16 protein-coding genes are annotated in these 20,719 nt (G+C 35.4%); 4 read left to right on the top strand and 12 right to left on the bottom strand.

Features of this window, described 5'->3' with window-relative positions; all coding sequences use genetic code 11:
* Window positions 1-3: 3 nt before the first annotated feature.
* The 11 genes from ACFOY7_RS08170 to ACFOY7_RS08120 form a co-directional block, all read right to left on the bottom strand.
* A complete protein-coding gene (locus ACFOY7_RS08170; RefSeq protein WP_390251221.1) occupies window positions 4-1,125 on the bottom strand; it encodes a Gfo/Idh/MocA family protein in 1,122 nt (373 codons plus the stop codon).
* Between the two features lie 583 nt (window positions 1,126-1,708).
* The gene (locus ACFOY7_RS08165) at window positions 1,709-2,323 is read right to left on the bottom strand and encodes a YesL family protein (RefSeq protein ID WP_390251218.1); all 615 of its coding nucleotides are present in this window, start codon (window positions 2,321-2,323) and stop codon (window positions 1,709-1,711) included.
* 13 nt (window positions 2,324-2,336) lie between these two features.
* Window positions 2,337-3,227: a carbohydrate ABC transporter permease gene (locus ACFOY7_RS08160; RefSeq protein WP_390251216.1), complete on the bottom strand. Its 891-nt coding sequence runs from the start codon at window positions 3,225-3,227 to the stop codon at window positions 2,337-2,339.
* A 15-nt stretch (window positions 3,228-3,242) separates the two neighbouring features.
* Window positions 3,243-4,133, bottom strand: a complete 891-nt coding sequence (locus ACFOY7_RS08155) for an ABC transporter permease (protein ID WP_390251214.1) — start codon at window positions 4,131-4,133, stop codon at window positions 3,243-3,245.
* A 155-nt stretch (window positions 4,134-4,288) separates the two neighbouring features.
* Window positions 4,289-5,995, bottom strand: coding sequence for an extracellular solute-binding protein (locus ACFOY7_RS08150; RefSeq protein WP_390251212.1), 1,707 nt, complete (start codon window positions 5,993-5,995; stop codon window positions 4,289-4,291).
* Between the two features lie 175 nt (window positions 5,996-6,170).
* The gene (locus ACFOY7_RS08145; protein WP_390251210.1) at window positions 6,171-7,556 is read right to left on the bottom strand and encodes a response regulator transcription factor; all 1,386 of its coding nucleotides are present in this window, start codon (window positions 7,554-7,556) and stop codon (window positions 6,171-6,173) included.
* Window positions 7,549-9,165 (bottom strand): sensor histidine kinase, encoded by a 1,617-nt coding sequence (locus ACFOY7_RS08140; protein ID WP_390251208.1) that lies wholly within the window; start codon window positions 9,163-9,165, stop codon window positions 7,549-7,551. Before ACFOY7_RS08140 ends, ACFOY7_RS08145 begins: the two co-directional genes overlap by 8 nt.
* A gap of 511 nt (window positions 9,166-9,676) precedes the next feature.
* Window positions 9,677-12,622: a pullulanase gene (locus ACFOY7_RS08135; RefSeq protein WP_390251206.1), complete on the bottom strand. Its 2,946-nt coding sequence runs from the start codon at window positions 12,620-12,622 to the stop codon at window positions 9,677-9,679.
* A gap of 143 nt (window positions 12,623-12,765) precedes the next feature.
* Complete coding sequence (locus ACFOY7_RS08130) at window positions 12,766-13,743, bottom strand: NAD(P)H-quinone oxidoreductase (protein ID WP_390251204.1); 978 nt, start codon at window positions 13,741-13,743, stop codon at window positions 12,766-12,768.
* 38 nt (window positions 13,744-13,781) lie between these two features.
* Entirely contained in the window at window positions 13,782-14,519 is a 738-nt protein-coding gene (locus ACFOY7_RS08125; protein WP_390251202.1) for a nucleotidyltransferase family protein, read from the bottom strand.
* 35 nt (window positions 14,520-14,554) lie between these two features.
* A complete protein-coding gene (locus ACFOY7_RS08120; protein ID WP_390251200.1) occupies window positions 14,555-14,962 on the bottom strand; it encodes a VOC family protein in 408 nt (135 codons plus the stop codon).
* 300 nt (window positions 14,963-15,262) lie between these two features.
* On the opposite strand from ACFOY7_RS08120, the gene ACFOY7_RS08115 reads away from it, so the two are divergent.
* The 4 genes from ACFOY7_RS08115 (at window position 15,263) to ACFOY7_RS08100 (ending at window position 19,297) form a co-directional block, all read left to right on the top strand.
* Window positions 15,263-16,135, top strand: coding sequence for a glycoside hydrolase family 16 protein (locus ACFOY7_RS08115; RefSeq protein ID WP_390251198.1), 873 nt, complete (start codon window positions 15,263-15,265; stop codon window positions 16,133-16,135).
* Entirely contained in the window at window positions 16,135-17,514 is a 1,380-nt protein-coding gene (locus ACFOY7_RS08110) for a glycosyltransferase family 2 protein (RefSeq protein WP_390251196.1), read from the top strand. Before ACFOY7_RS08115 ends, ACFOY7_RS08110 begins: the two co-directional genes overlap by 1 nt.
* Window positions 17,515-17,532: 18 nt before the next feature.
* Window positions 17,533-18,471 (top strand): polysaccharide deacetylase family protein, encoded by a 939-nt coding sequence (locus tag ACFOY7_RS08105; RefSeq protein ID WP_390251194.1) that lies wholly within the window; start codon window positions 17,533-17,535, stop codon window positions 18,469-18,471.
* A 421-nt stretch (window positions 18,472-18,892) separates the two neighbouring features.
* A complete protein-coding gene (locus ACFOY7_RS08100; RefSeq protein WP_390251192.1) occupies window positions 18,893-19,297 on the top strand; it encodes a potassium channel family protein in 405 nt (134 codons plus the stop codon).
* 51 nt (window positions 19,298-19,348) lie between these two features.
* On the opposite strand, the gene ACFOY7_RS08095 is transcribed toward ACFOY7_RS08100, so the two are convergent.
* Window positions 19,349-20,632: a purine/pyrimidine permease gene (locus ACFOY7_RS08095; RefSeq protein ID WP_390251190.1), complete on the bottom strand. Its 1,284-nt coding sequence runs from the start codon at window positions 20,630-20,632 to the stop codon at window positions 19,349-19,351.
* Window positions 20,633-20,719: the final 87 nt, after the last annotated feature.

Below are 20,719 nucleotides of genomic sequence, written 5' to 3'. Positions count from 1 at the left end.
TTATCATTGGCGTTCCATAAGTTGTTCTTTAAATTGCTCCTGATTGACAGGCAATGCTGTTTCTTTCTTCAACCAATCTGATAAATACAATCCATTAATAATCTCCATACTTTTTATCCCTTCGTTCCCTGTCGCAATAAGTGGTTCACCAGTTAAAATATTTGCAGCAAAATTTTCTAAAATTCTCACATATGGATCACTCGGCTCATCCCGGTAATCTTCTACTGTTTCTGAATAATAACTTGGATTACGATGCGCAGCTTTCATTTCATCCAATGTAAGAGCACTACTCCAGTCCTGCTCAGACTGATCAAATGTCTTTAAGACAATTTTCTCACTATCTTCCACAAGGATCTTTCCCTTATCTCCCAGTATCTCTAACTGATCTGTGCCAAAGTAATCATGCGTCCTTGATTGGAATATACCACTTTCGCCATTACGATAGCGGAAAAATGCTGTCACATCATCATCTACCTCTATATCACGTTTGGAACCATATTTCAGATTGGCATATACTTGATCAGGCATGCCAAACAGCCATTGAATTAAATCAATCTGATGTGATGCCTGATTAATTAAAACACCGCCACCCTCTCCTTTCCATGTTGCACGCCAATCATTTTGGTCAAAATATGCTTGCGTTCGCCAAACCGTACTCATCGTCCAATTCCAATTCCTTATCCCGCCTATCACTCGATGATCAAGCAAGTTTTTTAACCTTTGATGAACGGTATTGGCACGTTGATTGAAAAGCATCGCAAACGTTAGGTGATTGTTTTCTTCTGCTGTTCTCATCAATGAGTCCACTTGACTTACATACACTGATAGTGGTTTCTCCACTAATACATGTTTCTGATGTTTCAGTGCAAATTCTGACACTTCTGCATGGTGATAATGTGGAACACAAACGATTACTGCATCAACTTGGTCAGAATGAATTAATTCCTGAAAGTCCTGAAAAAATAGCACACCAGGATATTCTTGTTCAACAAACTCTTTCTTTGATGCCGATCTAGAACAAATTGCGGTAAGTTCCATCCCCTCCACTTTCTGGTCGAAAATCATTGAGGCATATTTCTTCCCTTGAATCCCTAGCCCAATAATTCCTGCTTTGACTTTTTTCATTATTCCTCACCTCTTCAATATTTTTTCGATTGTTTCTTTTCTGTTTTCCTGTTTCTCCATTCGTAATCGCTACAGAGAATCGTGTATATGCATTGTAATGCGCTTTCATTTTTACCGCATCAAAATATATAGCTGCCGTGTGACTAATTTCTTTCTAGACAAGTTTTTAATCAGTTTCTTTTCAAGTATAATCTTCTCCCGGTAAACATCTATGCCTCAATATGTAGAGAGATATGGGTGACTTTCCCAGCAGCCAGGAACCGGAAGCTTATATGTGTAATAATCAACATTCTGGACTCTTTCGGTTATAGGTTCAAAATCCCACGCTCCCTTTAAGTCGAATCATTTTATCACCTCATCGTTTAATTTTAGCGTACCTTTCATTTAAATAGCAAAAGAATCGCTTTCATATAGGAATTTTAATTATCTGAACATGTCTATAACATGGGTGCTATGAATAAGAATAATTTATTCATTTTTATCATCCACATTATAAAGAGCATCAGGAACTGACCGATGTTCCACTGATGCTCTTAAAACAGCGCGAATAATTCCTTGTTTTGTGCCTTAATAATGTACCAACTTATACAGAATCGATTTCACTTTCAAAAGAAATACTGCGAAATATCTTTAATGAGTAAAACTGAACTAAGCATACAAAAACACTAATACCTGTAAACAGAAATAAACCCGGTACTGACTTTAATAAAAGAAGAAATATAACAACACTGCCTAATAACAAAGCAGTTATGAATGGCCGGACAAATAATAATAAAAAGGAATGTTTTAGCAGGGAGAAGAATGTGACTTGATAGTGCAATGAAATAGGGATGATTAATAAACTGCAAGAGAGAAAGATTAGTAAAATTGTATAAATTGGATAGTAGCTTAAATGGACAAGGTCATTCGGTGTTACTTCTGCAATGGATAAGTTAATATATAATAAACTGCCAATCAAGACGAATAATACTCCCAGCAAGTTACTTTTTATAAAACTCTTCTTATACATTATTATAAACGTTCTTGTAATCGGCAGATCACTTTCGCCCATTAACCATTTCCGCATCAAATGGAAGGTTGCTACTAAAGCAGGAAAGAAACCGAAAATGACCAACCCAGCAAATGAAAAAACAATCGCTAGTAAATTTATATAAACAAGCCTCAAAATTGAATCGGCTACATAATAAATGCGCTCCATTGTATCACCACCATTATTCTTTTACTGATCCCAAAGTAATTCCATGGATAAAATACTTCTGCAAAAAGGGATAGACAATCAATACTGGAATCATTGCAATGAATATTTTCGCTGCATCAAGTGTTCGATTGGATAATTCACTCATACGTTTATACTGATCTTCCGTCATAGTAGACGGATCAACAGATACAACTAATTGCTGGATATACGTTTGTAATGGGTAGAACTCTTCTCTTGTCATAAAAATCAGCCCATATAAAAATTCATTCCAGTGATACACAATACTAAATAAGGAGATTGTCGCCAATACAGGAATGGACAATGGAATATATAATTTGAACAAGATATACCATGGGCCAGCTCCATCAACTAATGCAGCCTCCTCTAATGATTTTGGCAAATTTCTGAAAAAGTTGATCGTCAAAATAATGTTAAATACAATCGTCTGTGCCCCGCCTACTAAAACTAGTGCCCAAATACTGTTCATAAGCCCATAGCTTTTTATTGTCAAGTAAAGCGGAATCAACCCTCCATTAAATAACATCGTGAAAATTAGTGTCCACATCAGAACATTTCTGCCTTTAAAGTCTTTTACCGTTTTGGATAAAGGATATGCCATCAATGGGACAATAATAAAATTCAGCCCCGCTCCCAATACTACACGCTGGATGGATATCCAGAATGATTGGAAAAATTGACTATCCTGCAGCAACTGTTTATACGAATCAAAATTCAAATCCACTGGCCATAAAGCAACAGCTCCAGCTGCTGCTGCCGTCTTGGAGCTTAATGACAAGGAAAGTGTATACCATAATGGTAGAATACACGTCAGTGCAACTAACACTAGTATGCTAATTAAGATCACATCCGCCATTTTGGAAGATAACGATTTGCTTCTTAACATGGATTTATCCCCCTTTTAGAAAATTCGATAATTGGTAAACTTATATGCCAGATAATAAGAAAGACTAATTAATATAAATCCAACGACTGACTTTAATAAACCGACAGCTGTCGCTAATTCATACTGCAGATTTAACAGTCCTGCCCGATATACCCATGTATCAATAATATCCCCAGTAGAATATACGAGAGGATTATATAAATTGAAAATCTGATCAAAGCCTGCATTCAACACATTCCCCAGACTTAATACAGCTAATAAAACAGCTGTTGTACGAATACCGGATAACGTTACATGCCATAACATTTTTAATCGATTGGCACCATCAATACCTGCAGCCTCATATAATGCTGGATTAATTCCAGTTAATGCAGCTAAATATATAATGGTATTAAAACCAAACTCCTTCCAAATATCACTCCCAACAACTAAAAAAGGGAATAGATCAGCACGGCCGAAGAATAAGATGGGATCAACACCAAATGCTCCAATCAACTGATTTATGGGCCCTTGATAGGCGAATATATCTAACAAAACCCCACCTAAAATAACCCATGAAAGGAAATGCGGTAAATATACAATTGTCTGGATCGATCTTTTCAGTCCAATATAACGTAACTCATTTAACATTAATGCAAAGACTAGTGGAACAATTAAATTTCCAATTATCTTCATAATGGCAATAAATATTGTATTATAGAAAACATTCATTGTATCGTTAAGTGTAAACATATACCTAAATGTTTCTAAACCAATAAATTCTGATCCAAATACTCCTTTACCAGGATTATAATTCTGGAAGGCAATAACAATGCCAAACATTGGTACAATACTAAATAAAGTTAACCAAACAAAGCCAGGTACAAGCATTAAATAATAATGCTTAGCAAAACCTTTTGTTCTCATCAAATTAAGCTCCTTTCTCTGCGAACAGTAATCCTGCCTATCAAATCTTCCTTTTTCCTTATTCGATTTGATGGTTAGAGCCGGTTTTCTTATCACATCTTTATCTTTAAGGAAGGCGCCGAACGATGTCGACGCCCTTCCTACTAAAGAAGAAGTTATTTAACCTGTTCAGCAACTTCTTCTGTTATTTGATCTCCGCCTTGCTGCTTCCAATCCTCCACAAACTGATCGAAGGTATCCAGTGGCTCTGTACCCATGATAATTTTAAGGAACGTTTCATCCTCCAGCTTCTTCAAGTTAACCCATCTGTCTTCCATTGTTTTCGTCTGAGAATAGATCAAGCTTTTTACCCCTTTAATTTCTGTATCAACTAATGGCGCAGTACCAACTAATGCTGAATATGCTCTTGTCCATTGCCCCAAATGGTTTTCGATATCCCAATACTCGATATCCATATTATCGTAAGGTTCTAATTTCACATCAAAGATAGTGTCAACATCTGATTTCAAAAGTTTATATGCAGGCATATCATAGAAATCCTCTGGCTGTTTCGTTCCTGCAAGCACTTCACGAAGTGCTACTGTTGTCACTTCCATTTCATCTGCGGGAGCATATACAAGGCGTAATGGATAATAACCTGGCCCCCCAATACTTGGATCAAATTCTGATTCATTGTCTAATAAGTTATTTAATATTTTCATTGCAGCTTCCGGATGTTCATAATCTTTTCTAACAACAACATATTGCGTTGTTGTTGTACTTAAGTGTGGGGTATATTCACCATTTGCATCTAACGGTAAAGCGTATGATTGCCAGTTCGCATCAGGATTAGTTTTTACTGCATCGGTTAATGGGCCATATGGCATCCAAAAAGGACCAAAGAACATTCCAGTATTTCCACTTATTATTGATTCCCCTGAATCTTCTCTAACACCCATTTCCTGGTCAATTAGTCCTTGACTATACATATCTCTCAATACAGACAGCGCCTCTTTCGTTTCAGGTAAAATAGATCCATAAACAGGTTTTCCGTCATCTCCCTCTAACCAATATCCTGGATATGCGTGTAATGCGGAGAAAACCCCATCAAATCCGTATAAATTATTCGTTGATTCAATAAAATTAGCATATAATTTATTGCTCGTATCAGGACCTGCTAGACCAATTGTGTCGTCTGCACCGTTTCCGTCAGGATCTTCTTCAACAAACGCCCTTGCCACTTCTTCCAGTTCTTCGACAGATTTCGGTGGCTCCAGTCCTAACTTATCTAACCAATCTTTTCGGATCCATAAATTGTGTACACCATCTGCTCCAGCTTGCGAGTTAGGAATCGCCATAATTCTCCCATCAAATGTTACATTCTCTAAAGCAACCCCATCCGAACTATCGATAATCTCTTTAATTGCAGGGGAAGCATAATTTTCATACACTTCAGTTAAGTCAGCTATTTGGTCTGCTTCTACCAACTGTCTTAATTCAACAGGTCCTACTACCATCGCGTCAGGTAAATCGTTACTAGCAATAGCCAGACTCACCTTTTGATCATAATTGGACGGGGATGCAGTGAAGGCATGCTCTACTTCAATATTTAAGTTGTCTTTTACATGACGTGTGTACTGGTTGTCTAGAGGCGTGTCGCCATTCTGTAAACTGGTATCACTTGGATCAACCTCTTGACCAATTGCAATTGTAATTGTTTCTTCATACTTTCCAAAGGGATCAGCAGGTTCTGTCGTTGTTTTCGGTGATTCTTCTTCCTCTCCTTCATCCTTACTAGTAGAAGACTCATTATTCGTACAAGCTGTAAGGAGTATGAAAAAAATAAGTACGAAAAAACTCCACCATTTCGTTTTTTTAATCATTTTACTTCCCCTTTTCTTTTCGATATTTTATACAAATTAATCATACCATTTTTATGAAAGCGCATTCAATAAGGGCTATGTTCTGAATTTAGCAGGGGTAAATGTTAGATTTTATAACCATAAATTTTAGATAACTCCATCTATAAAACATTTATCATACTTCAACCATACAATTTTATTCCTTTTTATGTTTCTTTCGGTATTCGCTAGGCAGAATTCCTGTTTCCTGTTTAAATAATTTACTAAAATATTTTACATCTTTATAACCAACTTTTTCTGCAACTATTGATACTTTCTCTAATGTATTTTCTAAATAGTGCTTCGCTTTATTAATCCTTGATACTTTTACATATTCATGAAAAGTTACACCAGTCACTTGCTTAAAACAAATACAGAAGTAACTTCTGCTCATATTGATTTGCTTGGATATTTCCGTTGCCGTAATATTCTCACCTAACTGTTTTTCAATTAAATGAATGGACTTAAGAATAGATTTGCTTGTTTCATTGGATATATTTTTTTTATGAATGGTTTGGTATATGTTTGTTTTTGTTTCAGTTAGCCATTCCTCCACTTCATACCAATATTTAAAGGTTTCTGGCAGAAATAGATTTACAGGTAGCATTTCTGCAAAGATTCGGTGACATTCATTCACTGTCATCATTAATATTTCATTTAATTTGTTCTTTGTTAATTTCATTTGCTTCAATTCGTAAAGAATATCGTCTAACATTTTTTGTGAATATATCCATTTAAGTGATAGAAGGGTTTCTTTCATATTTTTTACTTCACCATCTTGTAAATCGGTAACAGTCATTTCCATATGTTCCATTTTCCTACTATTAAATGGCTTTTGGGGGCTTGTTTCATAAAACAAAATACTATCCTTGAATTGCTGGACCAACTGTTGTAACTGTTTAAAAGTATATGACTGATTTTCTATCTCAATTATTAGTAAAGCACCGTCCCATCCACTGATTGCTGCCATTTCCTGAAGGGATTGTTTTTTCTCTATATCACTTGCTAAAGGGATTAAGATAACATCAGAAGTTAAAAAAATAATTTCACCTTCTTTGAGAACAGTTGTTAGTAACTTTCTATTATCATCTGTTAACTTCTCAAATATAACAATTAATCCATTAGAAACATTTTGTATCAATGGCTGTTGTGTCTTATTGACTTCCTCATTAATCCGTTTTTTTATGCGGTCTAATGTCTGGTCCATATTATCACTATCTAACTCAACTTTTGCAATGTAATCAATTGCACCAAGGCGCATTGCTTCTTGTATATATTCAAAATCTCTGTGTAATGACAAAACAACTATGAAAATACCAGGGTATCTATCTTTTACTAAACGAATTAATTCAATTCCCGACATGATTGGCATAGCTAGATCGGTAATAAGCAGATCAACATTATATTTTTCCAGAAATTCTGCTGCTTTTTCACCATTTTTCGCTTCACCAACGACTTCCATGTTAAATCTCTTCCAATTAAATGAAGCGATTAAACTCTTTCTTACCAGCTTGTCATCTTCCACGAGTAAGACTTTAATCATCAGTAATGCCTCCTTTCAAATAAGGAATGCTTAAAATTACTCTCGTACCCTTCCCTAATCCACTCTCCATTCTAATTATTGCTTCATTGGCGTATGTTCTTTCCAATATTCTCTTAACATAATTTAACCCTATTCCCATTCCGTTTTTCGATTGCTGATAGCTCTCTCCAGATAAAATAGACTGAATCTTTTGCTCTGTCATTCCACGTCCATTATCTTCTACTTCCAGGATAATCATTTCACCATTTTGATAAATCTGTATTTCAAGTTTCCCTTCATCTACTAATCCATGGTAAATGGCATTCTCAACGATTGGCTGGAGGATAAACCTCGGTACAGGTGATTGCAATGCCTCTTCTCCTGCATTCACTTGAAGATGATATTCAAAGTCATAACGAATTTGCTGTAACTTAATATATTGTTCCATCGCATCCAGTTCATCCTCTAATGTTGAAAGGAAACCTAATCTACCCATATTATAGTAAAGTATCTTATTCAGTGATGTTAACAGATTCGTTGCTTCCTTCTTATCCCCACTAACAACTAACCATCTTGCTGTATCCAATGTATTCATTAAGAAATGCGGATTTATTTGATGCACAAGCTTTTCAACTTCCAAATCTGCTCGTTTTCTTTCCTTTTGTTCAATTTCCTTGATTAAACTGGCAATCTGTTTTTTCATATGACGAAACTGTATGGTCAATTCCTTAAATTCTGGTATATTTGTTTTTACAACTTCTGAAGTAAAGTTATTATTTTTCATTAACCGTATTTCATAATTAAACTGGTTCAATGGTTTATATAATGTTTTCCATAATAACAATGCAATAATTAAGCTAACTACTAAAAACAAAATAGCAAAATAAGTCATTAGTTGAACCCAGTGATTTACTTCTTCCTGATATTCCGCAATTGGTATCAAAGCGATAATACTCCAGCCTCGACTGGTTACTTCCCTAAACCAGTAATATCCGGATTCTTTCCCAGCTTCTACATCGCCATTTGCAAAAAAAGGCGAGCCATATTGAAATTGTGGAATATCACTATAAATAATATTATTGGCATCATCAACAAGCAGATAACTTGTCTTATCTATATTCCGTGCTTCATCCAACAAATTTTCAGTAAGATCAAAGTTTCCCTCAAGATATACGTAAATATCATCACGGTCAGTGATATTAAGCTGTCTGACTGTTGACAGGACATAACCACTATTATATCTTTCCATACTGATATGTGGACCGAAATTATGCATTTCATATCCTTCAATTAAAAGCGGGGTATTAATTAATGTAAATCCTTCTTTGACTCCATGACTATTAAATATATAGTGATTGGCATCCTCCATATATACAAGAGATAAACCGATATTAGGGTTGCTAAATGTGATTAAGTTTAATTCCTTTTTCACATCATCATAGTACTTAGCCCGTTGATACCCTTGTTCCATCATTAAATAGGCATTTAATTTAAAAATGATATTTTCAGAGTAGGCAATTTGTTGTGAAACATAATTCAAATCATCAATTGTACTTTCCATTGACAAACGTACTTGCTGCAGACTGCTTTGAATCGATTCATGCAGTTTCTTAGTTAAAATATCTGACATGGAATAATATGAAAAAATGACAGTAAACATAATTGGAATAAATGTGCTTATGGCAAAAATGAATGCAATCCTGCTCTTTAAACTTAATGTGTCGAAAAATGTAAGCAACCTTTGAATATACCGCTTTACTCTTAAAATTAGGAATACCTCCTTTACACTGAGTATATTCTCCGAGTCTAAATGGGGAAGATTCGAAAAAGAAAAACCACAGGAAACCGCTTTCCTTTTCTAGAAAGTATAATGAATTCTGTAGTAATTAGCAATGTTACCGTAAAATATTATATGATCCCAACCATAATTTTTGCTAAAATTCTCTCAATAGCAAAAAAAAAAGAAGACCCTCTTATCAAGATCTTCTTCCAGCGTTTTCTTAACAAAAGAAATCTTGCTAAGATGATGCTCATACTGCAAGGAATCTGCTATTTATCCAAATTCACGGAGCACGATAATCTATCATGAGTCAGAAGAATTCGTTATAGTATTTTTACCTATTGAACCTTGTATAACTTTTTCATAAATTCTTTCTTAGAATAATAGCAGTAAGTGGCTCAATTTTAATGTGTTCTTCTGTAAGAGTAACACCAACTGGGCTTTCAATCCGCGTTGGACCGGCCGCTGCCCCATCCGTTATTATTTCGGTCATTGTTAAGTCTTCAGACAGTGTAAATGTGCGAGGTATCTGATCAGCATTAACAAAGACATAGTACATTTCAAGTTGATTAAAACTAAGAATGCAATAGGCAATCGCTACATCTTGTTGTTCTATTTCCGGTATCGGAAGCAATTGCACATATTTCTCCACTTCGTCCATTGTTCCATAGTGAAATGCATCAGTTGAACGTCGTAATTGAATAAGCCCTTTTATATAGGCAAAGGTTCTTGTGTGAATGGGGTATTTCTCTTGATCGGTTACTTTTACCCAATCAAATTTATTAATGGAGTCACTCGCATTATATGAATCATGGATAAAATATGGATAAGGAATTGGATCCCCTTTTTCATCGGAGACAAAAGTTGATTTGTAAGGCGGTTCCATCACTTTCTGATTAAAATCAGGGTGGAGAAATTGCTTAGTACGTCCATACTCACTTCCTGCATGGATGAACACTGTCCCTTGTGCTGTCAGTAACAGAACATGCCCAAGCCTGATCCTTTTGTGAATTTCTTCTGCATGGTGCAATGGATCTTTTCTCATGGAATAAACAATCACATCATGTAAGGTAAGGTTGTCATGTGCTTCAATGTATTGAACGACATCTCCAGGATCGTCTGTCTTAAAGTTGCCTGGCTTTGCCATAATATTTCTGAAAATCCCCGCAATATTCCTAGCTCCATTCGTAATAAACCGGTGTTCCCCTTCACATCCATAGCCTGATCTTAATTCATTACGAAATTCATCTGAGAAACATGCAACACTGTTGGTAATATACATCCAATCCTGGTCTGCCGCTACTACACCTGTTTCCGTTTCATCCCCTGCATACGTTCGCCAGCCTTCCCCAAGCATTAAAACATTCGGATTCAATTCCTTCGCTTCTTCATATGCCAGTTGTATCGTTTCCGCATCATGGTCACCCATCATATCAAATCGAAATCCATCAACCTTGAATTCTTCCGTCCAATATTTTATCGAATCTAGCACCAAACGACGAGCCATCTTGTGGGTTGTTCCAAGCCTGCCACCGCCAAAACTTCTTCTTGTCGTACCATCTTTATTCATGAAATGATAATAACCTGGTTCAAGATTTTCTAATACGCGTACCTTAGCTGTATGATTAAACACAACATCTAAAATAACTCCCATTCCGCGTTGGTGTATCTCCGCAATTAATTGCTTCATTTCTTTGATTCTTTTTGCAGGGTCCCTCGGATTTTCAGAATACATACCACTTATGGAAAAATAACTGTGCGGGTCATAACCCCAATTATAATTCTGGTCTGTCGAAGCATAATCTACTAATCGTTCGCCGCTTTTTGTTTCATCACAATAGAAATAACTCATCACAGGCATGAATTGAACATGTGTTACACCAAGATTTTTTATATAATCGAGTTTGTCAATAAATGCAGAAAAAGTACCAAACCTCCCATTCAGATCCTTCTCAATATATGGATCTGACGTAAAATCTCGAATATGGACCTCATAAATAATCGCATCTTCTCTTTTTTCATAACCGTCAATATTAGCATAATTTAACCAAGGTCCTATTATCGAAGGATTTACTATTGCTGCTTTACCTATAAAATTGTTCGGATCACTATGATCCCATGGTGCCATGGATTTTGCATAAGGATCAAGTGCAACTAGCCTCTTCTTCTCACGATCGATCAGAAGATGATAATAATAACCTGTTAATTCATTCAATCCTGTATTCTCCTGATTCAAATGCAGGCTCCATATTCCATGTCCTGTATGCTCCATATGAACACAATTTTGAATGACTGCATCTGAATTATGCTTATCATATATTCTGACAGCAACACGATCAGCACTTGGTGACCAGACATTTAATAATGCCGTTCCGTCCTTGTAAAAAGTTAACCCTAACTCCCCATCATAACCATATTCTTTATCTTTAAGCTTCCAATCCAATAAGGTACCTATCATTTGACCGAAGTGAAGAAGCTTTAATGGTTCTTCTAGTGGAAAATTACCGAGTAGTGTTAAACAGTAGCGGCTTGATTGCGTAACATTGTAAAATGGATGGATATTTCCGTCACTATCCATAAGTTTGACATTCGCTCTTACAACGTACTCCTTATAATCAACTGGGGTAGTGTAATGTATCTCTACTTTTTCATTTGAAATTACTTTTGCAGAGATTATATTTTCTCCATGAATATAGTAGGGATTTGTATAGATGCATAGACAATCGTTTTTTATAAAAAGTTGCGAATGGTTATAGGGAGGAATAGCTAATTCACCTGACTTCCACCCGGTGAGAGGATTTTCAATGACTAAATGAACAGTAATATTTAGTGGAGAATGATCAATGTCTACATAATTCCTTTCACCAAATTGGTACTTTTCCACACTGTTGTCCTCATTCTTTACATTCAACCAATATGTGTTGTTTGTTCCTTTATCCGGATTAAAATGAATTCGCAAGTGTGGTAATGGCTGATAATAATACAGCCGGAAATCTGAAGTTAACCAAACTTCTTTCATTTTCCTTGATAGGATCTTTACGTATAAATCGCCAGATAAATTATTTCCACTGTTATTATTAATAAGTAACCCAACAGTTTGTGCATCATCAGCAAGTTCTATTTCGGCAAAACGGCCATAATCAGTTGTATGTATGGATAAGAATCTTAAAGCAGCATGCGGCCAAACACCTGCAGACTCTGAAGGATATTCCACATCTCGCCAAATCCATAAACCTATTTCGTCAAAATCAACATTATTCCCCGGGAAATGGACACGTAACTTCTGTTTCTTTACTACTTCCATCATACCAATCACCTGCCAAGTTAGAAATAACATACCCTTTTCTATAAAACTACTTTGTTATTATATGTATCCCATCTTTTATCTACGACATTTATTGTGAAGAAGAAACAAAAAGCCTGGCTGCACGCCAAGCTCTCATCTTATGATTATTTAACTTTTAAAACGATCTTTCCTGTATTTCGGTTCTCTTCCATCATTTTGTGTGCTTCTTGAACTTCTTCAATGGCAAATACTGTATCGACAATAGGTTTTAATTGGCCAATTTTAAAAAGTTCATATGTTTTATTAGAAAAATCTGTTGTTAATTCCGCTTTATACTGGTCACTTCTTGGGGTTAGTAACGTTCCAGTCAATTGAATTCTTTTTGCCATCAGGTCCATTAATCGTACTTTATCGACAGTGCTTCCACCTAGCACACCTATTAAAACCCAGCGCCCATCCATTGCGATGCTTTGTAAATTACCTTGCCAATATTGTGCTCCGATAAAATCCAATATAACGGAAACTCCTTTTCCTTCTGTTACCTTTTCAACTTGTTCAGCGAAATTCTGCTCCTTATAGTTCACTAAAACATCTGCCCCAAGTTCTTTACATTTATTCAATTTGTTATCACTACCAGCTGTTGTAATAACAAACGCTTCGCTTAATACTTTAGCAAGTTGGATTGCAGCTGTACCAACACCACTTCCCCCAGCGTGGATCAGGACAGATTCTTTGTCAGATAATCTGCCAATCCAATACAATGTCTGAAATGCTGTTAAGAAAACTTCCGGAATAGCAGCAGCCTCTGTAAAGTCAAGGTTATCTGGAATCTTCATCGCCCGATTTGCAGGCATTGTGACATATTCTGCATAGGCTCCTCCATTTACTAATCCCATCACTCGATCACCAACTGAAAACGAATGGTGACCATTTGTGTCTGTAACAACTCCTGCCACCTCTACACCAATAATCGGGTTACTGGCATAACCTGTTTTCCCTTCCCTGTTAAGGATATCTGTACGGTTCACTGCTGCTGCATGTACTTCTATTAATAATTCCCCTTTATTCAAGATGGGATCAGGCATTTCTGTATAGACAAGCTGTTCCCGCCCACCTGGTTCTTTTGCTATAATTCCTTTCATTGTTGTGTCTCCTTTCTGATTTGTTGTTACATCTTGCATCATTTCTTTCGGTAACTATCACTTACATGCTGATAGCTTTCCAATGTGCCAATATCATAACATTTCCCTGTAACAAAATGGGCATAGACGTTCTGCCGTCCAATCAGCCATGGAATGAAATTACCGGGTGCATCAGGGTTATTGCCAGACTTTACATACTCGGTAAATAAGTGTAAAGTACTCCTTTTATATAAATAAAGTGGTGGTACAGCAAAATGAGATCGTGGTTTGATGGGTTTTTCTTCGAATGATAGCACCAATCCTTTTTGATCAACTTCCACTACACCAGTTCTCTGGAGTTCTTTCGTATCATATATATTTTGAACAGTAATACAATCGGATTTTTTCTTATAGAAAAAATCGACAAATGGTTGCAAATCAAATGTAAACAAATTATCTGCAGCTACAACCATTATATCTTCATCAATACCCATTTTATTGATAACATAGGATATATCGCCGATAGCACCTAGCCTGTTATCATTGGAAGTTGTTCCATCATTAAGAATGATAAGATCTACTATCTCTTGATAACTTCTAGACCATTCCATAAAGTCATCATAGAACTTGTTATTTGTTATGACATAAATTTGACTAATGTTCTCCACTTTTCTTACTTTATCCAAAATATATTCTATCAAAGGTTTGTCTGCAATTTCTAATAAGGCTTTCGCAGTACTTTTCGTTAAAGGATATAATCTTGTTGCATATCCCGCAGCCAGGATAATTACCTTCATATCACTCACCCTCATCTCATTCCATTTAGTGAAATTTAATTATTCACATGCGGTGAACCTGGTATTAATTGCATAAATTCAATCGGATTACCATCGGGATCTTTTATCCAGCATTGATAATTCCCGTCTATACCCTTTTTTGGTCCTGATTCTAAGCTTAACCCTTTCGCCTTCACATGTTGAGCAATTTGATCAATATCATTCACCTCTAAACAGAGATGGTGATAACCAACTGCACGATCCACCTTGTTACTCCCTTCTTGGCCATCGTAAAACAGTTCGATAGATTGGCGTTCTGCGACTTTAATATATACGATCCAAGGTTCGCCATTCTCTTTATGTAATTCAAACGCTTTCTCAAAACCCAGAATATTACAATAAAACGTTAAAGACTTGTTCATATCCTTTACATAATATGCCGTATGCCCGATTCTTTTAATCATTTCTTCTCCTCCTTATTCTCTACTACTATTGAGCATATCATAATCCATGCAACTGCACATATCTTAAAATCTTAACGTAATTAGCAGTAAAGCAGTAAAATTAGCAGTATTTATAAGAAAACAAGCTCTAAATACTTTATAAAGAACGATTTTGATTATATTTTCTTTAAAAAGGACATTATTGAACGTTTATATTCTTATTAAGTAAATATATACTGAATTTATGTTCATTATAAAGAACATTATTTTTGGCTTTTTTGTTCTTTATAAAGAATATTAAAGGTAGAAATGGGGGAAGCTATGGCTAAAATGTTGAAATATCCCGCTTTAATTTTTTTTATATTAGCAATTATTTATTTTGGCGGAAAGGAATTCTATATGAACCAAGCAACCATCAATTCAAATAGTTTTCCTGTACAGTTATCAAATAAACAAAATAATGAAAAAGGTTTTATTCAAAACAAGGAAATCTTTGAAACTTATTTAGATGATGGCTGGTCTCTCGTATGGAATGATGAGTTCGATAACCCTCAATTGGATCAAGCGAAATGGAATATCGAAAATTGGGCAGCTGAAAAAAATGAAGAACTTCAATTTTATACACCAGGCAATGTGAAGGTACAAGATGGAAAGTTGGAGCTAATTAGTGAAATGGAGAAGTATCAAGGCAGAAATTATACATCTGGTGCCATTCATTCAAAAGATAAGTTCTTTTTTGAATACGGAAAAGTGGAAATTCGTGCAAAATTACCACATGGGAAAGGAATTTTCCCTGCCTTTTGGATGATGCCCAATCAAGACAATGTCTGGCTTCCAGAAATTGATATCTTGGAGATGCTGGGACATGAGCCTGACAGAATTTGGATGGTTCAACATCAATTAGACGAAAATGGCAACTTGCAGAGTGAATCTAATTCCTTCAAAGGTGCCGACTACTCCAAGGATTTTCACTTATTTGGAATCGAGTGGACCCCTTCCGAAATTGTTTGGTTAATAGATGGAAAAGAACAATTCAGAACGAACACTTTTCAATCACCAGGAAATATGTATCTTTATATTAATACCGCTGTAGGGGGAGTCTGGCCGGGAAATCCTGATGCTTCAACCATTTTTCCTCAATCCTTTTTCGTAGATTATGTTAGAGTTTTTCAAAGAATAGGAGAGATCAGATAGTGTTATTAGCCTCACTATTATTATTCGCTTGTCATGTATGTATTCAAATCATCTATATGTTCTATCCTTTATTTGCAGTAAATAAGAAAGAAAAACTCCCCATATTACCCTATCAAAAAGGTATCAGCATAATTATTCCTGCTTATAATGAAGAGAAAATCATCCTAAACTGTTTAGAAGGAATTGTTAAATTAAACTATGATAAATATGAAGTAATTATTGTTAACGATGGTTCGACTGACAGAACACTTCAATTATTAGAAAACCATTTACAGCTTAAGCCTGACATCCATACTGCTCCAGCACTAAAAATTCCTCATCAGCCTATTAAAGATATATATTGTTCCAGGTTATTGCCAAAAGTGAAAGTCATTGATAAAAAAAATGGTGGAAAAGCGGATGCCTTAAATGCCGGAACTGAGTATTCTAAATACCAGATAGTAGTCACACTCGATGCAGATAGTGTGCTTGACCCCAATTCCTTACACGCTATCAATACAACATTCGAAGATGAAAAAATTGCCGCAGCTGGTGGAATGGTGCAGATTCGCCAAGGGTTTAAAGGAAAATTACCTTTGCTGCAGCCTCATTTCCAATTAAAAGGACTTGTTCGCTATCAAATTCTGCAATATTTATCAGATTTTCATTTACATAAGCTAACACAGTCTAAAATAAATACCATGTCAGTTATTGCAGGAGCATTTGGTGCATTTCGCAAACAGGTACTATTTGACGTAGATGGTTATCGTAAAACAGTTGGTGAAGATATGGATATTACTTTAAAAATCCATTTACTCTTAAAATCTAACCCTAAGTATAAAGGGAAAAGACTAAAATTTGTTCCACATGCTATTTGTTATACAGAATGTCCAGAGGCTTTTACTGATTTATTACAACAGCGAATCCGCTGGCAAAAAGGATTTCTTGACTGTATTTTACATTACAAAAATAAATATTTCAGAAAACTTGGCTTTCGAATTTCATTTTTCTTTTTGTTTGAATCATTTTTCTTAGGTACCATTAATGCTTTTCCTACTGCTATATTGCCTGTCATTATCTTATTAAGTACAGAAAATTACATGGTTGCCCTCGCATTGTTATCAATCAGTGTTTTCCTGTCATTCTATCGCAGTATCATCACATTAATTGTAATTCATCGCTATGGAATCCACTATACAACCAACCAATTAACGAAATTTGTTTTGTTTTTACTTCTTGAAATTTTCACTTATAAACTACTCGGGTTAGTTTTTGTTATTGCTGGCACCTTTATGTACTTTAAAAATAAAGATAGCTGGTATGTGTCTAAACGCATTGGAGATAAATCTGTACCATTTGAAACAACAGAAAATGCACTACCTGACAATCAAGCCGTTTAATAAAAGAGAGGGATTCATTTGCTTAAAACACATGGATTTAACATACTTTTTACTATTATTTTTATTAGTTTATTCACATCCATTTTGCTTTTCTATAGGGCAGAAGTAGGGAACGCACTCCTTCGCGATCATTTATTTCCAAGGCATGATACATTTAACTTAGCCTCTTGCCAAGCCTGGGCGAAAGAAGTCAGAGATTTTAATGTAAGGGCTGATACGATGGCGAATAAAGTAACCGTGTTAGTCTATCATCGGGTAATTCAAGAGAAAGATATTAAATCAAATCTTCTTCATAATGATGGGTCTATTGTTGATACAGTAATAAAAAAGTCAAACTTTGAGCAACAAATGGATTGGTTGTACACAGAAGGCTATACTACGCTAACGTTGAAGGAATTAGAACTGTTTATGAAAGGCGAGTTAAATGTACCTGAAAAAAGTGTTGTGATAACATTTGATGATGGCTTCAAAGATAACGCATATGAAGCTTACCCGTTATTGAAGGAATATGGATTTAATGCAGTCAATTTCTTAATAACAGGGTTGATTGAAAAACATGATCATCATTACGAACCTGGCAGCTTTCAATATTTAAGCCTTGATGATTTACATAATAGCTGTGACGTATTTGAATATGGCAGTCATACTTATAATTTTCACAAGCGTACACCAGACGGGGACTCATTTCTCATTTCAAATAATACAAAAGTAGTTCAAAGCGATATAGAGGTTAGTATCCGTCATTTGGATGGGAGCCATTATTCTTTTGCTTTTCCCTATGGTGAATACAATGACACTTCTATCCAGCTTCTTAGAAAATTAGGGTTTAATATGATTTTTACTAGTAACTATGATGATGTCCATGTAGGTTACCCTACAAACGAAATTCCTAGAAAAGAAATTTTCCCTGACGATGGGATGAAGGAATTCAAAGCGAAACTAGGACATAGACGTTGAAGGCTATCGGGGCTTATCTTTATGTTCTTTTTTAAGAACAAAAACCGTCACATACTTGTTCTTATAATAGCCTTTTATTTTCCTATAGTATTTTAAAGAAGAAAAAGCCTTATGGATATCTATTTCCAAAAGGCTTATTATATCTATCATCCTAAACTTTCGATTTGATTTAACCATTCTTAGGCTTCATTTATTTTCTAATTGATCAATAGCAATATGACCATTTTTCAATACATTATTTAATTCATTTAATCGTTCTTCATTTGCAGTCATTAAACTATGATGAATTTCTGTTGGTTCAATTGATTAAAACTCTCTATAGTTGTCTTCATACCGCTTAGATGAACAGTATGAATGAGCAAAAATAATGATGTTTAAATTTTGCTAATTAGTGTATCACTTTAATAAGGAGGGATGCTATTTGGCTAAATTACTTGTTATTATTGGTATTCTATTTATTGCCATCAATATTTATTATTTTTTTTCAAATAAAGCATATCGAAAGAGTTATTTAAGTACAGTATTATTTCAAAAACTATTTCTTGCATTTGTAGGTTTAACAATCGGTTTTGCTATTATTTACTATGCACTATCATTTAATGAAACGATTATTATGGAGAGTTCACCGAGCAATAAACCAATGGAACCAACATTTCCGAATCTATTATACTTCAGTGGGGTGACATTACTTTCTATTGGTTATGGTGATATCGTTCCGGTTGGTTCGGCACGCTTCTTCTCCTTAATTCAAGCAGCAATCGGTTTATTACTTCCAACTGCATACTTTCTTAAAGTATTAGACCGTTCAAACAATGAAGAAAAATAAACTGGGATGGCAGTATTGTATTGCCATCCCAGTTTATTCGTGACACCTCTGCTATTCTCGCCACAACTGTTCCAATACAATGACAATCGCTGTCCCCACAAGTAAACCGTTACTTAATAAATTCTGTAAGTATGATGGAAACTCTGCGAATACTTCTGTAGGTAAGAACATTGTCCCCATTCCAAACAAATATGCAACACCGACAATCGTCATTTTCCTTGTATCTAAATTCTCCAATGTGACATTATTGACAGCAAGTCCTACCAATTGAACAAATGACGCCATTAATGCTGCATTTGCAATTGGGCTAGGTATGCTTGAAATTAATGCAACAACCGGCGGAAATAATGCAATTATAACTAACAGAATAGATGCATAGATAAAAGGCATCTTACGCTTCTGACCTGTTAACCCTATGAATCCGGCTGATGTTGCAAGCGGAACATTTGCAATAGATGAGAATATACCTGCTAAACTATGATTAATGCCGGAAAAAATCGTGCCCTGATTTACCTCTTTTCGAAAATCTTTTTTCTGTGAACCAAGGGTCTGACTAACCGCAACAATCGAAGCAACAACATTTGATATTAAAATTAATGCCGTTATAAACGCAATTGGTATGACACTCAAATCGAACTTAGGCATCCCGAAAGCAAACCATTCAGGTAATGCAAAAACGGCTACTTCTCCAATAGAATGTTCACTTCCCAGCATGAGACCATACACGGACCATCCTACGGCAATCCCTATCAGCACAGCATAGCTGCTTAGCCATCCTTTACCAAAAATCGATAGACCTAGTACGATGAAAAAAGTAAAGAAAGCCAAGCCTGCCCCACCCATTTGAATCGTCTCAGAGCCACCTTGTAATCCAAGCATTCCTTGCAAAAATGTACCACTCAATTGAACCGTTAACAGAAAGAAAAATACCCCTGTTACAAGTGGTGTGAAAATCGGTAATATTAGCTGTGAAATTTTCAAAACACCAAATAAAAATAAAAAGATACCAGTGAATATCATGGTTGTTTCTAAGATCCGTAATGAATCATCTAATGATGTTCCATGTTGTAAACCAGTAACAGCCATTACTGTGAATATACTAATCCAGATACCCGCAGGTCCTTCCATAATTGGCAGCTTATGTCCGAATAACCCTTGTAATAATGAGGCTATACCGACTATAAAGAATGTTCGTTGCATCAAGCCGGATACTTCCGCAAAGTTCATTTCAAAAATGGCGCCAATAACAATTGGCAAAGCAACAGAACTTGCTAATAAGAATACAAACCATTGGATTGTTTCCATTGTTGTATTTGCGATGGATTGGTTTTTCAAAAAAAACGCTCCTTACATATATGTATAATCCTCAAAACATGTATATTATAACACGAGCTTTTTTTTCTATCTGTAAAAATGACTTAA

Source organism: Gracilibacillus xinjiangensis (assembly GCF_042651765.1).
Classification (GTDB): domain Bacteria; phylum Bacillota; class Bacilli; order Bacillales; family Amphibacillaceae; genus Gracilibacillus; species Gracilibacillus xinjiangensis.
Note: the sequence above shows the minus strand (reverse complement) of the source record. Positions and strands in the feature narration are given on the sequence as shown.